Source organism: Mycobacterium sp. E3198, from assembly GCF_001667015.1.
GTDB lineage: Bacteria > Actinomycetota > Actinomycetes > Mycobacteriales > Mycobacteriaceae > Mycobacterium.
In genome coordinates this window covers 74,246-91,926 of the sequence record NZ_LZIS01000181.1, presented here as the reverse complement: position 1 = coordinate 91,926, position 17,681 = coordinate 74,246, and the positions used below count along the sequence as shown (strand labels likewise).

At 67.7% G+C, this 17,681-nt stretch carries 18 protein-coding genes; 7 read left to right on the top strand and 11 right to left on the bottom strand.

The window, feature by feature from the left end; all coding sequences use genetic code 11:
* The 4 genes from A5673_RS20080 to A5673_RS20065 are packed head-to-tail and all read right to left on the bottom strand — an operon-like array spanning position 1 to position 3,293.
* Positions 1-453 (bottom strand): MarR family winged helix-turn-helix transcriptional regulator, encoded by a 453-nt coding sequence (locus A5673_RS20080; RefSeq protein WP_068236312.1) that lies wholly within the window; start codon positions 451-453, stop codon positions 1-3.
* Entirely contained in the window at positions 440-1,699 is a 1,260-nt protein-coding gene (locus A5673_RS20075; protein ID WP_068236309.1) for an amidohydrolase family protein, read from the bottom strand. Before A5673_RS20075 ends, A5673_RS20080 begins: the two co-directional genes overlap by 14 nt.
* The gene (locus tag A5673_RS20070) at positions 1,696-2,025 is read right to left on the bottom strand and encodes a hypothetical protein (protein WP_068236306.1); all 330 of its coding nucleotides are present in this window, start codon (positions 2,023-2,025) and stop codon (positions 1,696-1,698) included. The genes A5673_RS20075 and A5673_RS20070 overlap by 4 nt, the downstream gene beginning before the upstream one ends.
* Positions 2,026-2,027: 2 nt before the next feature.
* Complete coding sequence (locus A5673_RS20065) at positions 2,028-3,293, bottom strand: aromatic ring-hydroxylating dioxygenase subunit alpha (protein ID WP_068236303.1); 1,266 nt, start codon at positions 3,291-3,293, stop codon at positions 2,028-2,030.
* A 71-nt stretch (positions 3,294-3,364) separates the two neighbouring features.
* On the opposite strand from A5673_RS20065, the gene A5673_RS20060 reads away from it, so the two are divergent.
* Complete coding sequence (locus tag A5673_RS20060) at positions 3,365-4,816, top strand: aldehyde dehydrogenase (RefSeq protein ID WP_156748410.1); 1,452 nt, start codon at positions 3,365-3,367, stop codon at positions 4,814-4,816.
* 20 nt (positions 4,817-4,836) lie between these two features.
* On the opposite strand, the gene A5673_RS20055 is transcribed toward A5673_RS20060, so the two are convergent.
* Positions 4,837-6,165 (bottom strand): sensor histidine kinase KdpD, encoded by a 1,329-nt coding sequence (locus A5673_RS20055; RefSeq protein ID WP_068236496.1) that lies wholly within the window; start codon positions 6,163-6,165, stop codon positions 4,837-4,839.
* A gap of 154 nt (positions 6,166-6,319) precedes the next feature.
* Positions 6,320-7,924 (bottom strand): SulP family inorganic anion transporter, encoded by a 1,605-nt coding sequence (locus tag A5673_RS20050; RefSeq protein WP_068236300.1) that lies wholly within the window; start codon positions 7,922-7,924, stop codon positions 6,320-6,322.
* Positions 7,925-8,214: 290 nt separating this feature from the next.
* On the opposite strand from A5673_RS20050, the gene A5673_RS20045 reads away from it, so the two are divergent.
* From A5673_RS20045 to A5673_RS20030, 4 genes are read left to right on the top strand one after another with little or no spacing between them, the layout of a single operon-like run.
* Positions 8,215-8,817 (top strand): TetR/AcrR family transcriptional regulator, encoded by a 603-nt coding sequence (locus A5673_RS20045; protein ID WP_068236297.1) that lies wholly within the window; start codon positions 8,215-8,217, stop codon positions 8,815-8,817.
* Positions 8,818-8,844: 27 nt separating this feature from the next.
* Positions 8,845-10,056, top strand: a complete 1,212-nt coding sequence (locus A5673_RS20040; protein WP_068236294.1) for an acyl-CoA dehydrogenase family protein — start codon at positions 8,845-8,847, stop codon at positions 10,054-10,056.
* A 46-nt stretch (positions 10,057-10,102) separates the two neighbouring features.
* Positions 10,103-11,320, top strand: a complete 1,218-nt coding sequence (locus A5673_RS20035; protein ID WP_068236291.1) for a GNAT family N-acetyltransferase — start codon at positions 10,103-10,105, stop codon at positions 11,318-11,320.
* The gene (locus tag A5673_RS20030; protein ID WP_068236288.1) at positions 11,320-12,267 is read left to right on the top strand and encodes an FAD-binding oxidoreductase; all 948 of its coding nucleotides are present in this window, start codon (positions 11,320-11,322) and stop codon (positions 12,265-12,267) included. The genes A5673_RS20035 and A5673_RS20030 overlap by 1 nt, the downstream gene beginning before the upstream one ends.
* Before the next feature lie 25 nt (positions 12,268-12,292).
* Here the strand turns inward: A5673_RS20030 and A5673_RS20025 are convergent, their stop codons facing one another.
* Positions 12,293-12,784 carry a helix-turn-helix domain-containing protein gene (locus tag A5673_RS20025; RefSeq protein ID WP_068236285.1) on the bottom strand — a complete coding sequence of 164 codons (492 nt, stop codon included), beginning with the start codon at positions 12,782-12,784 and terminating at the stop codon, positions 12,293-12,295.
* A 63-nt stretch (positions 12,785-12,847) separates the two neighbouring features.
* On the opposite strand from A5673_RS20025, the gene A5673_RS20020 reads away from it, so the two are divergent.
* The gene (locus tag A5673_RS20020) at positions 12,848-13,366 is read left to right on the top strand and encodes a hypothetical protein (protein WP_231971147.1); all 519 of its coding nucleotides are present in this window, start codon (positions 12,848-12,850) and stop codon (positions 13,364-13,366) included.
* Positions 13,367-13,499: 133 nt separating this feature from the next.
* On the opposite strand, the gene A5673_RS20015 is transcribed toward A5673_RS20020, so the two are convergent.
* On the bottom strand, positions 13,500-13,781 hold the full coding sequence (locus tag A5673_RS20015) for a hypothetical protein (RefSeq protein WP_068236277.1): 282 nt from the start codon (positions 13,779-13,781) through the stop codon (positions 13,500-13,502).
* Positions 13,782-14,061: 280 nt separating this feature from the next.
* On the opposite strand from A5673_RS20015, the gene A5673_RS20010 reads away from it, so the two are divergent.
* Positions 14,062-15,243, top strand: coding sequence for an MFS transporter (locus tag A5673_RS20010; RefSeq protein ID WP_068236494.1), 1,182 nt, complete (start codon positions 14,062-14,064; stop codon positions 15,241-15,243).
* Positions 15,244-15,261: 18 nt separating this feature from the next.
* Here A5673_RS20010 and A5673_RS20005 read toward each other — a convergent pair whose 3' ends face one another.
* From A5673_RS20005 to A5673_RS19995, 3 genes are all read right to left on the bottom strand, one after another.
* Positions 15,262-15,915, bottom strand: a complete 654-nt coding sequence (locus A5673_RS20005) for a hypothetical protein (protein ID WP_197518433.1) — start codon at positions 15,913-15,915, stop codon at positions 15,262-15,264.
* Between the two features lie 173 nt (positions 15,916-16,088).
* Positions 16,089-17,126 (bottom strand): LLM class F420-dependent oxidoreductase, encoded by a 1,038-nt coding sequence (locus A5673_RS20000; RefSeq protein ID WP_068236270.1) that lies wholly within the window; start codon positions 17,124-17,126, stop codon positions 16,089-16,091.
* Between the two features lie 2 nt (positions 17,127-17,128).
* Positions 17,129-17,569, bottom strand: a complete 441-nt coding sequence (locus A5673_RS19995; protein ID WP_255396651.1) for a nuclear transport factor 2 family protein — start codon at positions 17,567-17,569, stop codon at positions 17,129-17,131.
* Between the last annotated feature and the right edge of the window lie 112 nt (positions 17,570-17,681).

Sequence of the window (17,681 nt, the reverse complement as noted above, 5' to 3'; positions counted from 1 at the left end):
CTAGTCCTCGGCGCGATCGGTGAACAACGCGTGGCCCGTGCCTTTTTCGACGACGCGGGCCAGCAGGTCGTGCAGCAGTTGCTGCTCGTCGGCGGTGAGCACCCCGAACACGCTCTCGTGGGCGGCCAGCGCGTCGGTGAGGACCGCCGCGGTCACCGCGCGTCCCTCGTCGGTGAGGTATGACTGCATGATTCGCCCATGCTGCGGATCCTGCTTGCGCTCCACCAGGCCGCGGCGCTCCAGCGCGGCCGCGGCGAGCTGGACGCCCTGCGGGCTGATCAACAGCCGCCGGGCCAGCTCGGCGCCGGACAGGCCGGGTTCGTTGGCGAGCTGACGCATCAGGCCGATCTGAGCGGTCGTCACGCCGTGGCCGCTGATCGCCTCGTTCACGGTCGTCAGCGAGAAATGAAACGCCTGCTTGAGCAGCCAGAGGATGTTGTCAGTGAGTTCCATCTGCGTCCCTCGAACGGTGGACGCGGCCGCCCTTCATCACGAACTGCACGTCGAGGGTGGTCGCGATGTCGCGGGAGGGATCTCCCGGGACCGCGATGACATCTGCGAGATAGCCGGGCGCGAGGCGGCCCAACTCGTGATCGGCCTCGATCAGCTCGGCGCCGATCACCGTCGCCGCGCGGATCGCCTGCATGGGAGTCATGCCCCGTTCCACAAGTGCGCACAGCTCCTTGGCGTTCTGGCCATGCGGGATAGCGGGCGCGTCCGTGCCGCACGCGATGCGCACACCGGCGGCAATCGCCTTGGGCAGCATCGACTTCGCGCGCGGAAATACCTCCTCGGCCTTCTTGCGCAACTCCGGGGCGATCCGGTCCACGGCCAACGCATCGGTCAAATAGGTCGTCGACACCAGGAAGGTGCCATGGTCGACCATCATCTGGATCGTCTCGTCGGTGGCCAAAAAGCCGTGTTCGATGCAGTCGATACCCGCCCTGATGCAGGCGCGGATCGCACTGTCGCCCACCGCATGTGCGGCGACGCGGACTCCGGCGCGGTGCGCCTCGTCGGCGATCGCGGCGAACTCCTCGTCCGAATACTGCTGGGCGCCGGGCGCGGTGCTGTGGGACATCACGCCACCCGAGGCCGAGACCTTGATCAGCTTGGCGCCGTGGCGGATCTGGTAGCGCACGCACGCGCGGACGTCGGGCACCCCGTTGGCGATGCCCTCGGCCACGCTCAGCGGCATGATGCCCGGCGCCAGGCGTTGGAAGACCGTCGGGTCCAGGTGCCCGCCGTAGGGCGTCACGGCGTGGCCGGCCGGGACGATCCGGGGACCGGCGTGCCATCCCTGGTCGATCGCGCGCTGCAGCGCTACGTCGAGCAGGTAGCCGCCGGTCTTGACCATCAGGCCGAGGTTGCGCACGGTGGTGAAGCCGGCGTCCAGGGTGGTGCGCGCGTTCACGGCGCCGCGCAGGGTGCGGTATGCCGGGTCGTCCTGCACGCCGTGCATGGGGTTGGGCAGGCCCTCTGGCCCACCGGGGCCGCCGATGAGCAGGTTGAGCTCCATGTCCATCAGGCCGGGCAGCAGGGTGACGTCGCCGAGATCGAGTTCTGTCGCCGAATCCGGCAGGGGCTCAACGGGATTGACCGCGCCGATGCGGTCGCCCTCGATGATCAGGACGGCCGGTGAGCGGACCTGGCCGGCGTCGACGTCCGCCCAGCGCGAGGCCCGCAGGACGGTGGTCACGGGACCGGTTCGGAGACGCAGTCCAGGCTGGAGGCGCCTGAGTCGGGAACCCGCGGCTGCTTCCAGCACTCGACGGGGAAGGACACCATGATCATCGAATACAGCAGGTGCATCAGGTTCGTGACGTCCTCGGGAAGGTCGTCGAGCGGGAACTTGTCGCAGTAAGCGATCGCTTCTTCGGCCCGCGGCGTGATCGCTTCGTAGAACGCTTGCATCGCGGCCATCGAGCTGTTCAGCCTCTTGCGATAGCGCTCCGGCTCGGTCTGAAGGCACCATTCGGCGAATGGCTCCAGGTCGGCGAATTCCGTTGGCAGCTTGGCGGTCACGCCTACACCCCCACGCCGCTGCCCTGGTAGTCGGCGATCCAGGAGGCGGTCTCCTTGTGGAGGTGGCGCAGCAGGATCTCCTGATCGTTGAGCAGGAATTCGCGCACCGCACCCGACTCGATCATGGACTGGGTGGCTTCCAGCGTGTTGGCATCCTGCAGCCCGTACTCCTTGAACGTCACCGCCGCGAGTTCCTGGGCCACGCGTTCGCGGGGGGTGCGCGGCGCCGGGAAATACAGGGTTCCCTCGAACACGTGGGAGTTGTACGACGTCGGCCAGTAGTGGTAGGTCAGATACCAGCCCTGGCCCCAGAACAGGATGACGAAATTGGGGAACAGCTGAAACGAGTCCAGTCCCCACGGGTCACACCTGGCCGGGTTGATGCCCCGCGGCATCTCGCCGAGGTCGGGCTTGTCCCAAGGCCCGAACAGCCCGCTTTGGCAGATGTCCTCGATGGGCTTGCGCATGTCGGGATCCATTTCCCAGGCCCGCACACCAGACGTGCTGACCAATCGGTGCGGGCCGTCGATGCGGTAGTGCGGCGCCTCGAAACCGGCCTCCGCCGCGGCCTTCGAGTACTTGCTGGGTGACTGGCTCGCGTGCAACACCGGTGCGTGATAGAACTCCTGGAAGGCGTCCATGTAGAGCTTCCAATTCGCCCGCACCTCGGAGCGATAGCACCACCGTGAGGTCATCCGATCGAACGGATAGCCCTCCAGATCGGTGATCATGGGTCCGAGGAACTCCCGCAGCGACTGCTCGGGCCGCGCGGCGAAGTTGACGAAAATGAACCCCTCCCACACGTCGCAGTGCACCGGCACCAGCCCGTAGCGGTCCTTGTCGAGGTCGAAGAATTCGCCCTCCTGCTGCACATAGGTGAGCTTGCCGTCCAGGTCGTACCGCCACGCGTGGTACTTGCAGGTGAATTGCCGGCACACGCCGCTGGTCTCTTCCAGGGGCATGTCGTTCCAGACCAGCTTGTTGCCCCGATGCCGACAGATATTGTGAAACGCGTTGATGTCGCCCGCGGCGTTGCGGACCAGGATGATCGAGGTGTTGGCGACCTTCAGTTCCTTGGTGAAGTAGCTCCCCTTGCGCGAAAGGCTTTCCACGCGGCCCACATTCAGCCACGCGCGCTTGAATATCGCGGCGCGCTCAAGCTCGTAGACTTGTGGGCTGACGCAATCCTCGTAGGACACCGGCCCGGTACCTAGCTCGGGATAATGCTGTGTCCAGCTGCCTTCGGGCGGCTTGGGGAAGCGGGCCATGTCTGCCGACCGTATATGCTCTACCTCACAATCGCAAGTAGTTGATATTGCGGGGCGAAAGGAGGAGCCAGGTGCGGCGACACGAGAGGCTGTTCATTGGCGGAACATGGCTTTCGCCCAGCACGGCCAATACCCTCGAGGTGATTTCCCCGCATACCGAAGCACCCATCGCGCTCGTCGCCTCGGCGGGCCCGGCCGACGTGGACGCCGCCGTGACGAGCGCACGCGCCGCGTTCGACGAAGGCCCATGGCCGCGTCTGGATCCGGCCGATCGCATTGCGGCCGTGCGCCGGCTCGCCAAACTCTATGCGGCGCAACGGCCGCAGCTGGCCGAACTGATCACCGCCGAAATCGGCGCGCCCATCACCTTTGCCCAACGCGCCCAGGTCGGGCTGCCGGCCATGATGATGACCGCATTCTGTGACCTCGCCGAAAACTTTCGCTGGCAGGAGACGAGGCCCGGCTTCTATGGAGCCGACCTCGACATCCGGCGTGAACCCGTCGGTGTCGTCGCGGCCATCGTGCCGTGGAACATGCCCCAATTCCTCATCGTCACCAAACTCATCCCGGCGCTGCTGGCCGGGTGCTGCGTCATCGTCAAGCCCGCGCCGGAGGCCCCGCTCGACGCGCTGCTGCTCGGCGCGATGCTCGAAGAGGCCGGCCTGCCCGAGGGTGTCGTCAGCGTGCTACCCGGCGACGCGAACGTCGGCGAGTTGCTCATCGGCCACCCGGGCGTGGACAAGGTGTCGTTCACCGGCTCCACCGCCGCCGGCAGGGCCGTCGCGGCGGCCTGTGGGGCCGGCCTCAAGCGGATCAGCCTCGAACTCGGCGGCAAGTCCGCCGCGATCGTCCTGGACGACGCCGAGCCCGCCGCAGTCGCGTCCGCGATCCGGTCGGCAAGCCTGTCGAACTGCGGCCAGATCTGCAACGCGCTGACGCGAATCCTGTTGCCCGCCAATCGCAGCGACGAGTTCGTCGACGCGCTGGCGGCCGAAGTGGCGTCGCTGCGCATCGGCGATCCGGCCGACCCGGAAACGCAGCTCGGCCCGCTGGTCGCGCGGCGTCAACAGGAGCGCGTCCGCGATTACATCGAGGAGGGCCGGCGGGAGGGCGCGCGGCTGGTCATCGGCGGCACCGAAATGCCCGACGGCATCGAGCGCGGCTGGTACGTGCGGCCGACGCTGTTCGCCGGCGCCGACAACGGCATGCGCATCGCCCGCGAAGAGATCTTCGGCCCCGTCCTGACCGCCATCGGGTACCGCGACGAGGACGACGCCGTCGCGATCGCCAACGATTCCGACTACGGGCTGGCGGGTTCGGTGTTCACCGCCGATCACGCCCGCGGGGTCGCTATCGCGGGCCGCGTGCGCACCGGGACCTTCGGCGTCAATCAGGGCTACACCATGGACCCGTTCGCGCCGTTCGGCGGCGTCAAAGCGAGCGGCTACGGGCGTGAACTCGGCGCCGAAGGGATCGACGGGTACACGGTCAGCAAGTCGATTTCGGCGGCCGCAACGAGCTGATACCTCAGCGGCGTCGCGCGTTACGCCGGGCCGCGCCCGTCGCCGGCGAGCTTGAGCAGCAGGCGCGTGCCGCCCAGCGGACTGGCGTGCAGGGCGGCCGATCCGCCGTGCAATTCGGCCTGCTGGGCGACAAGCGCCAACCCCAACCCGGAGCCCGCTCGCGACGCGGTGGACCCGCGGGAGAAGCGTGCGAAGACCGCGGTGCGTTCGTCCTCCGGGACACCGGTGCCGTTGTCGTCGACCGCGATCTGGACGCCCTCGCCCGAACTGCCTACGGTGAGCCGGATTTCGGTGGCACCGCCGTGCTTGACGGCATTCGCGATGGCGTTGTCGATGACCAGCCGTAGCCCGGTGGGCAGCCCCACCATCAGCACCGTCGGCGACGGCACCAGCGACACGTCCACACCGGGGTAGATGCGCAGCGCGTCGTGCGCGGCGCGGTCCAGCAGCTCGGTGATGTCGAAGGGGACAAAGTCGTCGACGGTGGTCAGCTCCCCCTGCGCCAGCCGCTCGAGCGCCGTCAGCGTCGCTTCGATTCGGCTCTGTGTGCGAATCACGTCGCCGAGCACCTCGTGCCGCTGCTCGGCGGGTAACTCCAAGGTGGACAACACTTCCAGGTTGGTGCGCATGGCGGTCAGCGGGGTGCGCAGCTCGTGTGAGGCGACCGCCGCGAAGTCGCGTGCCGACTCGAGCGCGGCCTTGGTGCGCTCTTGCTCGTTGCCGATGCGGGCCAGCATGCCCTCGACCGCTTCGGCGATCTCCACGGCCTCGCGGACGCCACGGACCTGCACCTCGTCGGGACTGGACTGAGCGTTGATGGCGCGGGCCTGCTGCGCCAGCAACAGGAACGGATTGACCATGATCAAGGAGATCACCCAGCCGACGAGCACCGTGCCGCCGATGACGCTGCCACAGATCAACAACACGCGCAGGTGCAGTTCGTTGATTCGATGCTGCGCCTCGGCCAACGGCGCGGCGAGCGCGATCGAGGCCGGCCCCGCGGTGAACGTTCGCACCCGGTACTGCACCCCGTTGATGGTGGTGTTCGCGTATCCGTTGGGGAGTCGAGGCAACACGATGTTGCCGGGAGCCGACACCGTCACGCCCCCGATGCGCGCGGTGCGCACCAGGTTGCCGTCCGGCATGGGGTGATCGGGGCTGGTGAGCTGCCCGCTGTTGATCAAACTATTGATGTCACCCAGACTGCTCACGGAATCCAGTCGGCGGTCGAGCTGGCTGTACTGATCGTTGGTGACGCCGATCCATACCCAGGCGCCCAAGAGGACGACGAGCGTGATCACCGATAGCGCGGCGACGATGACGATGGTGCGCAGCGACAGCACGCGCATCGGCAGCCGTACCTGGCCGAACAGGGGAACATCGGGAGTCATCGATCATTCCACCCGCCGCTCAGCCGGCCTTCCGTGCTCGCCCCGGGGTTGGACATCGACCTCAGAATATAGGCGCGGCGTTCGCCGCCCGGCTAGCACACGGGTATGCGTCTCATTCGGATGCCGGCGGCACCGCCTCCACCAGCGTCAGCTGGACGCCGGGCCGGCCAGCGTTCGACGGCTGACCTTCGGCGTCCTCGGGTTCGAAAAGCTCTTCGATGGGGCGGTGAGCGAGCCGGCCCCGCTCGATGGTGCCCTGCAAGCGGATTACGCCGCCTCGGGCCACGTGCAGCCGATGCCAATCGCTGATCGCCTGGTAGGCAGCGTGGTCGAGGTAATCGACCACGATATTGACCGTCACCGTGGCCCCTTCGGGCACCGAGGCCAGTACGCGGGTCAGCCGGGGCAGCGCAAGAAAGGTGCACGCGCCGCTGACGTCGATGCGCCACTGGCCGCCCACCGGGCGCGCCTCCACCTTGGCCCGCAGCACCCGCCACCCCGTCAGCGCGATGGCCAGCGCCAGCCCGATCATGACGCCCTGCAAGAGGTTCAGGAACACCACCGCCACCACCGTGACGACGTACACGATGAGATCCCCGCTGCGCATCGCGGTTTCGATGTGCGCCGGCTTGAGCAGCTCCACGCCGATGACGATCAGCAGCCCCGCGAGGGCGGCCGTGGGGATCTGCTCGACCAGCTCGGCAAACGGAAGGGTAAACAGCAAGATCCAGACGCCGTGCAGGATCGACGAGGCGCGGGACTTGGCTCCGGCGTTGACATTCGCCGCGCTGCGGACGATGACGCCGGCGATCGGCAGACCGCCGATCGCGCCCGAGGCGATGTTCGCAGCGCCCTGCCCGATCAGCTCGCGGTCGAAGTTGGTGCGCGGCCCGTGATGCATCCGGTCGACGGAGACCGCCGTCAGCAGGCTCTGCACGCTGGTGATGAGCGTCACCGTGACGACGGCGATCACGACCGCGGTCCAGTTACCGTGCGGCACCGAGGGCAAGCGCAGCGCGTCCAGCACCGACCCGTCGAGTTCGATGCGCGGCACGTCGAACGGGAAGACCACCGAGATCACCGTCACCACCACGATGGCGACCAGCGCGCCCGGAACGCGAGCCACCTTGGCCGGGACCCACTTCCATGCGATCAGGATGGCGACCACGAGCATGCCCAGGAGCACGCCTGGGCGGTGAGCGCCGAGAACCTGGCCCGGCAGCCCGGTAACGTTCTGCCAGGCAGTGCTTTTCGATTGCCCGCCGAGCAGCACGTGCACTTGCTGAAGCGCGATGGTGATCCCGATCCCGGCCAGCATGGCATGCACGACGACGGGAGAGATGGCCAGCGCGGCTCTCGCGACGCGGCTCAGGCCCAACAGGACCTGCAGGATGCCCGCGGCGGCGGTGATCAAACAGGTCACGCCCCAACCGAACTCGGATACGACATCGGCGACGACGACGGTGAGCCCGGCCGCCGGACCGCTGACCTGCAGCGGTGATCCGCCGATGCATCCGGCGACGATCCCCCCGACGATCGCGGCGATCAGCCCGGCGAGCACCGGTGCGTTCGACGCGATGGCGATCCCCAGCGACAGCGGGAGCGCGACCAGGAAGACCACCAGGGACGCGGGCAGGTCGTGTCGAATGATGGAGTGCAGGCGGCCGTGTCGTGACGAGTGAACACCTCGAATGCCGGGGTCTTTGACGTGCCGCATCGTTCGCTACCTCGCTAGGTCATAAAGGGCATTGTCGCTATCCGCTCCGCACCGCTGTGATACGGGCCGCGTAATCGCTTGGAGCGCAAGCCAATTACAAGCACGACAGCCATTGTCGCTCGACTGGGAACGCCTGGCTCCTGGGTTCGAAGGTAGGTGGATGCCCCACAGCGGGCAACCTGACGAGCCGCCTGCATACCGAACGCAAATCTTTGCCGGGGCGCGCTCCGGGCTGTGAAGTGCGCTACACACGCTTCTCCCGCACGAGGTGAGTGAGTACTCTCTCACCTATGCAGACATCGGGGCGTGATCGGCTGCTGGCCGCCGCGATGAGCCTGTTCGCCGCCAAGGGGTACGCGGCGACATCGGTGGCCGATATCCAGCGGGCGTCCGGCCTGGCGCCCGGTTCCGGCGCGCTGTACAAGCACTTCGGCTCCAAGCGTGAGCTGTTGGAGGCGGCCGTGGCGCACCGGATCGACAGCATCGTGGCGGCGCGGGAACAGTACGACGCCGGGGCGCCCGGCAGCGTCGAGCAGGCGGTGCGCACAGCCGGCCGACTGATCTGGGACAACCTGAAACAGAGCGAGGAACTGCTCAGGGTCATGCTGCGCGAGCCCGACGAACTGGGCGATCTCGACGAGAAGACCTGGCAGGTCATCACCGACAACGCGTATCAGCGCTTCGCCGACGAGCTGGTCGCGTCCAATAACTCCGGCCGCACGCGCATACCCGATCCCGAGGCGTCTGCGGCCGCGGCGATCGGGTCGTTGTCCTATGCCGCGACGCTGCAAGCCCTGACCGGGCGATTGCCCGGCAACATCGATGAGGACCGCTACTTCGAGGCGTGGGTCAACCAGACGGTGAGCGTCCTCGCCCAATACCGGAACCGTTAACTACCAATCTATTTCAGGAGTGAAGCCGTGACATTCTCAATGCAACTGAGCGACGACGTGATCGAGGTGCGCGACTGGGTGCACAAGTTTGCGGCCGACGTGATCCGGCCCGCCGCGTCGGAATGGGATGAGCGGGAGGAAACTCCGTGGCCCGTGATCCAAGAGGCCGCGAAGGTGGGCCTGTACTCCCCAGATTTCTTCGCGCAGCAGGCGGCCGAGCCGACCGGCTTGGGCTTTCTGACCACGTTCGAGGAGATGTTTTGGGGCGATGCCGGCATCGCCCTGTCCATCCTGGGCACCGGGCTGGCGGCAGCGGCGTTGGCGGGCAACGGAACTCCCGAACAGCTGGGTCGTTGGCTGCCGGAGATGTTCGGCACGTCCAAGGAACCCAAGCTCGGGGCGTTCTGCTCGTCTGAGCCCGACGCGGGTTCCGACGTGGGCGCCATCCGGACCCGCGCGCGCTATGACGAGGCGGCCGGCGAATGGGTCCTCAACGGCACCAAGACGTGGGCGACCAACGGGGGTATCGCCAACGTGCACATCGTGGTGGCATCCGTCTATCCCGAACTCGGCACCCGCGGACAGGCCACGTTCGTCATCCCGCCGGATACCCACGGGCTGTCGCAGGGCCAGAAGTTCAAGAAGCACGGCATCCGCGCCTCGCACACCGCCGAGGTGGTGCTGGACAACGTGCGGCTGCCCGAGGACACGATCCTCGGTGGCCGCGAGAAGTTCGAGGAGCGCATCGCCCGGGTCAAGTCCGGCGCCTCGTCGCGCGGGCAGGCCGCGATGAAGACCTTCGAGCGCACCCGCCCCACGGTGGGCGCGATGGCCGTCGGTGTGGCTCGGGCCGCCTACGAATACGCCCTCGACTATGCCTGCCAGCGCGAGCAATTCGGCCGCAAGATCGGCGAGTTCCAGGCCATCGCGTTCAAGCTGGCCGACATGAAGAGCCGCATCGACGCGGCGCGCATGCTGGTGTGGCGTGCCGGATGGATGGCGCGCAACAACCAGAGCTTCGACTCGGCGGAGGGTTCGATGGCCAAACTGGTGGCCAGCGAGACCGCGGTCTACGTCACCGACGAGGCCATCCAGATCCTCGGCGGCAACGGGTATACCCGCGACTACCCCGTGGAGCGGATGCATCGCGACGCGAAGATCTTCACCATCTTCGAGGGCACCAGCGAAATTCAGCGCCTGGTCATTTCGCGCGCGCTGACCGGCCTGCAAATCCGTTAGGCACCGCGCCGGAACAGTCGCCGAGGGCACGCGCCATGATGGCGGCATGACCTCCGACATCCGCGTCCTCGACAGCGAGGACGACCTGCTCGCCGCGGCCAACGTGTTCCGCGCCGCGATGGTCGGGTTTCCCCCGCTGTCGAACCTGGCGCCCGGCCAGATCACCGAGCTGCTCGAGCCCGGCCGCACGATCGGTGCCTTCGCCGACGGCCGGCTGGTCGGCACCGCCGACGCCGTAACGAGCGGCCTCACCCTCCCCGGCGGGGCGATCGTCGGTCATGCCGCCGTGACGCACATCGGGGTGCTGCCGTCGTTCACCCGCAGGGGGATCGCCACCGAGCTGATCCGCCACCAGCTGGACGACTTCGCCGCGCGGGGCGAGGTGGTCGCGACGCTGCGCGCCTCGGAGGCGACGATCTACGAGCGGTTCGGCTACGGGGTCGCGAGTTTCTCGCAGACCGTGGAAGTCCAGACGGCGAGGGCGGCGCTCCGATCCGAGGTGGGGACCGGCGGTCCGGTGCGACTGCTGGACATGGGTGAGGCGTGGGATACCCTGCCCCGGATCTACGCCACGCATCGTCCACTGCGCCCGGGAACCATCGACCGCCCGGAGGTGTGGTGGCACAGCCTGCGAATGCGCACCGAATCCTCGCCGGGCCCTTCGTATGTCGCGGTCCATGGCGACCGGGGGGCAGAGACCGGTTTCACTCGCTACCGTCCCGTCGACACCGAGGCGTGGTTCGTCAGCGACCAGCGCACCATCGCCGTCGAGGACTTCTTCGCGCCCACGACCGACGCCTATCTGGGCCTGTTGCGCTTCCTGCTCGGGCTCGATCTCATCGATCGCGTGGTGTTCTGGATGATGCCCGTCGACGATCCGCTGCCGTTGTTGCTGACGGACCGAAGGGCCGCGCGGGTGACCGCAGTGCGTGACGAGACGTGGCTCCGCGTCGTGGACGCGGAAGCGGCGCTGGCGGCGCGCCGATACGCCGGCGATGAAACGGTCACCATCGCGGTCGAGGACCCGCTGCGGCCACGCAATTCGACCAGCTTCGCCGTCACGGGCGACGGCGCGAAACCGACCGACCGGCCCGCCCGGCTCCACGTCGGCATCGAAGGCCTCTCCGCGGCTCTGCTCGGCGGCACGTCCTGGCGCGGCCTCGCCGCCGCGGGGCTGGCCCGGACCGACGAACCGGCGGCACTGGCCGTCGCCGATCGCTTGTTCGCGGTGGCCGAAGCACCGCACGCCGGATTCTTTTTCTGATGATCGTCGTTGTCGGGGCGGGGATATGCGGGCTCGCGGCCGCCCACGCGCTGCGGCGGCGCGGGAAGGACGCCGTCGTGTTCGAACGCGGCGAGCCGTTCTCCGAGCAATCCGCCGGTCTGGCAAGGATTTTCCGCGTCGCGCATCGGCGCGCGGCGTTGTGCGAACTCGCGCTGCGGGCCCGCGAGGGCTGGCTGCGCTGGGAGTCCGAGTTGGCTGCGGGGCGCCTGCTGGGCGCGGAGGGCTTCATCACCGCCGGCGCGTGCGACGAGACCGCCGACGCGATGACGGAGGCCGGCGCGCGTTTCTCCCGGCTCAACCGGTCCGAGATCGAAGCGCGCATCCCGTTTCTCGCGGCAGCGTGGGACGCCGGGGTGTTCGACCCGCTGGGCGGCAGCCTGCGCATCCGCCGGGCGCTGGACGCCCTCGCGCGGCGCGCGGTCATCAGGCGCGGCGAGGTGGTGGCGGTGGCCGACGACGGCACGACGACGCTGGCGGACGGCGCCGTGCTGCGCGCGCACGGCGTGCTGATCTGCGCGGGTGTCCGGACGCCGGCGCTGTTCGGCCCGCTCGGTGTGCAGTTCGCACCCCACACGCGCTTTACCTATGAGGGCGCCGACGCGACCGGCGCCGCATGCCTTTCCGCGCCCGAGGGCTACGGGTTGCCGCTGGGTAGCACGGGCCGTTGGGCGTTCGGGCAAGAGGTGCCCGACCCCGCCGCTGTGCGCGCGCTGTTTCCGTCGTTGGTTGCCGTGAGCCAGATCGACTGCGTCACCGCTCGTGCCCCCTGGCTCGACGCCGGGGGCGACGGCTGGACGGTGGCGCGCCGTGGCCGCGTCGTCGCGTTCGTCGGGAGCAACCTGATGAAGTTCGGGCCGCTGCTTGGTGAGTTACTCGCGCGGGCCGTGCTGACCGACGAGCTACCCACCGAACTGGCGCTCAGCTAGCCCTTCGCGCATGGATTCTGCTGTGCTACGCGGATTCCGCGGGGCGGGCGCCGGGACCGGGCCTGGGCTGGAGATCTCGCGGGTTGAGCGCGGCGCCGTCGTTGCTGCAACGCAGCGCCAGTTCGACACGGTGTCCGCAGTCACGATGAGTGATCTCGACGGCTGCGCCGGCGGGGTCGGCCGCCCAACGGTCGCCCCACTCCATCAAGGCGATAACAGCCGGCAACAAGTCAAGACCCTTATCGGTGAGGCGGTATTCGTGGCGCTCGCGCTGGCCTGGCTCCCGGTAGGGCACGCGCCGCATGACTCCCGTTTCCACGAGGGTGTTCAACCGTTCGCTGAGCAGATTCCGGGCGCACCCCACGTGGGCCTGGAACTGTTCGAAGCGCCGTGCACCATAGAAGGCCTCGCGAAGCACCAAGAGGGTCCACTTCTCCCCGACAACGTCGAGTGCGCGTTTTACGGAACAGTTTTCGGCACTGTAGCTATCTCGGGCCGTAAACACGATACCCAGCATAGCAGGGTTTGACTTTGCAACTCAGACCTGGCTAAGCTGCGTTGTGAAAATAAACTTAGAGCTTTGCCCACAAATCTGGAGGTCCGTGAGATGCCCATGCTGGATGCATACATTCCCGAAGGAGCGTTGCCTGACGAGGCGGAAACGGCACTGTTGGTGACACTGACCGACGTGCTGCTTGAACACGAGGGGGCAGACCCGGCCAATCCCGCGGCCCGGGCACTGGCCAAAGTGTGGCTGCATCGACCCGCGGCCGTGCTGCACGCAGGTGAACGGCCTGCGGCACCGCATTATCGCGTCATCGCGTCGGTACCAGAAGGTCAGTTTGACGATGAGCGCCGCGCCAGCATGGTCGCCGCGGTCACCGAGGCAATCCTGGATGCCGAGGACGGGCTACACGAGCGTGATCCGCTGCGTATTTGGGTGTTTGCCAACGAGATTCCCGACGGCACCTGGGGCGGCGGAGGGCGCATTGCGCGGCTGGCCGACATCGCAGGGATCGTGATGGGCGATAGAGCCCAGGGCCACGCGTATGCCGAGCGCCGGCTGGCCGATCGCCGGCCGGCCCCCGTGTCGAATTGATGAGGGACAGCTAACCACGTCGCTTCGCCACCGGGCGCTCGAACGTGCCCGACGCGGCGTCGCTGAAGTTACCCAATCCGGCGAGCAGAACAATTGCGCCGCAGCATCATCCGTGTTCAAGCGCCATCCGGCGTCAGCCGTGGGGAGCCTCGGAGATCTTGGAGTCGGGCTTGCCCAGCGTCTGACACCACGTGGTGGCCGACAAACGGGTGGCGGATATTTCCATATTCGTCGGGTCGGCGCCGCTCTTGTCCTTGAGCATCTTGCTGACCTCGTCGCTTTGCTTCTTCTCGTCCTGCGTGGTGAAGTCCTTGCACTTGGTGTCGCCCCCGGTGTTGATCACCTGTGAGGCGGAACACGCGCCGGACAGCAGTGCGGCCACCGCAACCGTTGCCGCAGCGATTTGCTTCATCATTTGCCCTCCTGGGTTCGCAGTGACGTATCTGTACACCAAATCGACCGATTCCAAACCTTACCCGCGCTTTGCGCCGCATCATCGCGCGTTTGCAGGACCGGGAGGCAGAACCCCGCTAACAGCTGTGCACGGTGTCCGCCCAGCGGGAATAACTCCGTAGGTGGCATTGTCCAGTACCTTTCGTCGGCCGTCCACGCTCTTGTCACCCAGGGGAGGAAAACCCGTGCTCTCGTCGAAGGGGTCGACCGACCTGACCAGCGGGCCACAGCCGGCGCCGGTCATGTTGCAGGAGCGCGCAGAACCGCGTGCGGCGCAGGCGACGTTCGTCAGCGTCTTGGCCCTGCTGTTGTCGACGGGCTGGGTCGCCAACCACTTCGTCGCGTTGATGCCGGTGATCAGCGACCACCAACACCTCGATGCGACCAGGCTCGACGCCGTCTTCGCGATCTACGCGCTGGGATTGCTGCCCGGACTGCTCGTCGGCGGGCGGCTGTCCGATGCGCTCGGGCGTCAGGCGGTGGCGCTGGCGGGCGCGACGGCCACACTGGTGGGGACGGTGGCGATGCTGCTCTCGCAGCAACCCGACGTCCTGCTGGCGGGACGTTTCGTCGTCGGAATCGGTGTGGGTCTGTTGATGAGCTCTTGCACCGCATGGGCCTCCGACCTGAAAGGTCCCGCCGGGGCGGGCACCGCCGGTGCGGTGTTGCTCGGCGGCTTCGCCATCGGCCCGTTCGCTGCGGGCCTGATCGCGCGCTCGGGACAGCCCGGCATTCGCTGGTCTTTCGGGGTGGCCGCCGCCGTTGTCGTGGCGGCGATGGTTTTCTCGGTCGCGGCGGTGCGGCGTGCCGACGCGACGGCGCCGGCAACGGCGCACGACTGGGAACCACCGGCGGCGGCTCGGCAGGGAACCGCGTGGGCGCTGAGTTGGGCCATGCCGCTCGCCCCGTGGGTCTTCGCGTCGGCGACGCTGGGGTTCATCACGATTCCCAGCCGCGTGCACACCGGGCTGGCGGCACCCGTCGCCGCGGGCACCGCCACGCTGATCGTGAATGGCCTCAGCGGAGGAATTCAGGTGCTTGCCCGAGCGCTGCGCTGGGGGCCGCACGCGGGCACCGCGGGCGCCGTGCTGGCCGCGCTCGGCTACGCGGTCACCGCGGTCGCCCCGCCGGCCATGTCGCTGCCCCTCGCCCTGGCCGTGTTCGTGATCCTGGGGTGCGCGTCGGGCCTTTGTCTGCGCGACGGCTTGATCGATCTCGAAGCTGCGGCGCCGCGACGCCTGCGCGGTGCGCTCGTCGGAGCGTTCTACGTGGTGACCTATATCGGCTTCGGCCTGCCCCTGGTGCTGACCACCGTCGGGCCCACGCTGTCGACCGTCATCCTTGCCACCATGGCGGTGCTTGCGCTGGGAACGGCCGCGATTCGGGCCGCGCGGCTGCGACGGGATCATCACCGCCAGGGTTGATTCAGCGGACGAAATACCCTATGCCGCGGCAAATTTGCGTCGCGCGTCAGCTCCGGCCCCTATCGGCGCGTGGCCGAGAACGCTCAACCCGGCCAACCGACGCCATGAACGTATGGCGTGCCGCGCGATCTCCACGACGGGGGCGGCTCCGACATCCGCACTCGCCAATCGGTGCGCCTTGAGCGCGTTGCCGGTCACGGCATCCAGTGCGTCCCAGTCGTCGGTCTCGACGAGCGCGGTCGATTGACGGGCGGCCCGGACCGCATACCTTTCGGCGGTCACCGGCGTGGTGGTGACCGCGCATGCGGCGCGGGCGGCGCCGTCCCATTCGGCGATCGGCGGCGTCGTGGCGGGGGCGAGCCGGCGATGCAGTTCGGCGATGTCGGTGATGGCCCTGGCCGCCGCGTCGTCGGCGTATCGAACAACGCCCCACACGGGGCTGACCAACAGCTTGGCCACCCAGGGGTGCACGACGGCGTCGGCGACATCGGCGGTGCCAACGGTCAGCCACCCCAAGTCGAGTACCCGCAGGGTGTCGTCCGGCGAGAGATAGCCATCGGGCCCGGCAAGCATGTCGTTGCACAACTGGACGAAGGAGGCCAGCGGCCGGGCCGACGTCGCCGGGAAATCGGTGACCTGCTCGTCGCCATTGATGTATGAAATCGCGTTCATTGCACACCCTTTGCCCGACCCGGGCTGATGGGATCCTCTGGCAAGTCGCAGCGGATGGGTGATTCGGTCGAGGTCCATTTCGGTCGCTTCCTACGGTTCGCCGACGCGATAACACCCATGCTAGGGCAAGCGCAACCCTGGCGGGTCGCGACATGACCGGCAAGCGTTAGCGGTTAGAGCAGTCCGCGCAGCGTCTCGATCAGCTTGATCCGCTCCACGGCCGTACCGGCGATAGGTGCCACGTTCAAGGTGGTCACCCCCGCCTCCCGAAACGCCGCCAACCGCTCCTTGACGAACTCGCGCGAACCGATCAAGTTGACGTCCCGCGCCAGTTGATCGGGCACCACCTTTGCCGCGCCGTCCTTGTCGCCCGACAGGTAGAGCTCCTGGATCCGGTCGGCTTGAGGGCCGTAGCCGTACTTGGTGGCCAGGGTGTGATAGAAGTTCTTGCCCTTGGCCCCCATTCCGCCGATATAGAGCGCCAGGTGCGGCTTGACGAATTCGCGTAAGGGCTCGACGTTTTCGCCGATGGCCAGGACCGGTCCCGCGTAGATGTCGAGGTCCCCCAGCGCGGGATCGCGCTTGGCCTGGCCTGCGGCCAGCGCATCACCCCACACGTCGCGCGCCTTCTCCGGCAGGAAAAAGATCGGCTGCCAGCCTTCGGCGATCTCGGCGGCCAGCTCGACGTTCTTGGGTCCCAGCGCCGCGACCAGTATCGGGATGCGCTCTCGGACGGGACGATTGATGAGTTTCAGCGGCTTGCCGAGGCCGGTGCCCTGCCCGGCGGGCAGCGGGATCTCGTAGTACTTGCCCCGGTGTTGCAGGGTCTCGCGCCGCCACACCTGCCGGCAGATGTCGATCACCTCGCGGGTGCGCGCGATCGGGGCATCGTAGGGCACACCATGGAACCCCTCGATGACCTGAGGGCCGGAGGCGCCCAGACCGAGCGTGAACCGGCCGTCGGAGACGTAGTCGAGGCCGGCCGCGGTCATCGCGGTCAGTGTGGGCGTGCGGGTGTAGAGCTGCAGGATGCCCGAGGCCAGCTCAACCCGTTCCGTGCTCGCCGCCAGGTAGCCCAGCGCGCTCACCGCGTCGAACGAATACGCCTCGGGGACAAAGACGATGTCCAACCCGGCGCGTTCCAGGTCGGCCACCTCGGCGGCGACTTGCTTGAACCCGCCCGCGTAATTGATCCCCAACCCGATCCGCATGGTCAGGATCCCTTCGCGACGGCGAACTGGTCCGCGAGTTCGGCCGCCTCCTGCTGGATCCGCTCGAACTGGGCGCCCATCGCATCGGACAGCGCCGTCGCGCCGGACAGTGGCCGGACCATCACCATGAACTCGCCGATCAACCCGTCGTCGTTGAAATGCAGGAAGTCGCAACCGGTGATCTTCACCCCCGGCGCCCCCGCGATCCCGGCCTCGAAGACCAACGCGTGGTCGCGGCCGTTGCTGTCGGCGATCTCGCGGACGTAGCGGAAGTCCTCGAAAACCCGCAACACGCCGCGCAGGATCGCCGCGGTGATCGGCTTACCCACGTAGGGCTTGAACGCGACCGGGCTGATGAACACCACGTCGTCGGCCAGCATTGCCTGGATGGCGCCTTCGTCCCGTTCCTCAACCGCCGCGCGAAAGGGATGCGGAGCAACCACGAGACACCTGCCTTAGTCAATTTATTGAGTAGGTGGGGTTGACGCTAGAGGTCGCCCGCCGTCGTGTCGATGTGCGGTTAGTCACTTTTTTGAGTATTCGCATTGTTAAGCT

Coding starts and splice junctions, on each gene's coding strand:
- A5673_RS20055 (WP_068236496.1), bottom strand. CDS start 6,165: ATGCGCGTGCTGTCGCTGCGCACCATCGTCATCGTCGCCGCGCTATCG.
- A5673_RS20000 (WP_068236270.1), bottom strand. CDS start 17,126: ATGCGGATCGGGTTGGGGATCAATTACGCGGGCGGGTTCAAGCAAGTC.
- A5673_RS20050 (WP_068236300.1), bottom strand. CDS start 7,924: ATGCGGCACGTCAAAGACCCCGGCATTCGAGGTGTTCACTCGTCACGA.
- A5673_RS20010 (WP_068236494.1), top strand. CDS start 14,062: ATGTTGCAGGAGCGCGCAGAACCGCGTGCGGCGCAGGCGACGTTCGTC.
- A5673_RS20065 (WP_068236303.1), bottom strand. CDS start 3,293: ATGGCCCGCTTCCCCAAGCCGCCCGAAGGCAGCTGGACACAGCATTAT.
- A5673_RS20080 (WP_068236312.1), bottom strand. CDS start 453: ATGGAACTCACTGACAACATCCTCTGGCTGCTCAAGCAGGCGTTTCAT.
- A5673_RS20045 (WP_068236297.1), top strand. CDS start 8,215: ATGCAGACATCGGGGCGTGATCGGCTGCTGGCCGCCGCGATGAGCCTG.
- A5673_RS20015 (WP_068236277.1), bottom strand. CDS start 13,781: ATGATGAAGCAAATCGCTGCGGCAACGGTTGCGGTGGCCGCACTGCTG.
- A5673_RS20005 (WP_197518433.1), bottom strand. CDS start 15,915: ATGAACGCGATTTCATACATCAATGGCGACGAGCAGGTCACCGATTTC.
- A5673_RS20025 (WP_068236285.1), bottom strand. CDS start 12,784: ATGCTGGGTATCGTGTTTACGGCCCGAGATAGCTACAGTGCCGAAAAC.
- A5673_RS20030 (WP_068236288.1), top strand. CDS start 11,320: ATGATCGTCGTTGTCGGGGCGGGGATATGCGGGCTCGCGGCCGCCCAC.
- A5673_RS20035 (WP_068236291.1), top strand. CDS start 10,103: ATGACCTCCGACATCCGCGTCCTCGACAGCGAGGACGACCTGCTCGCC.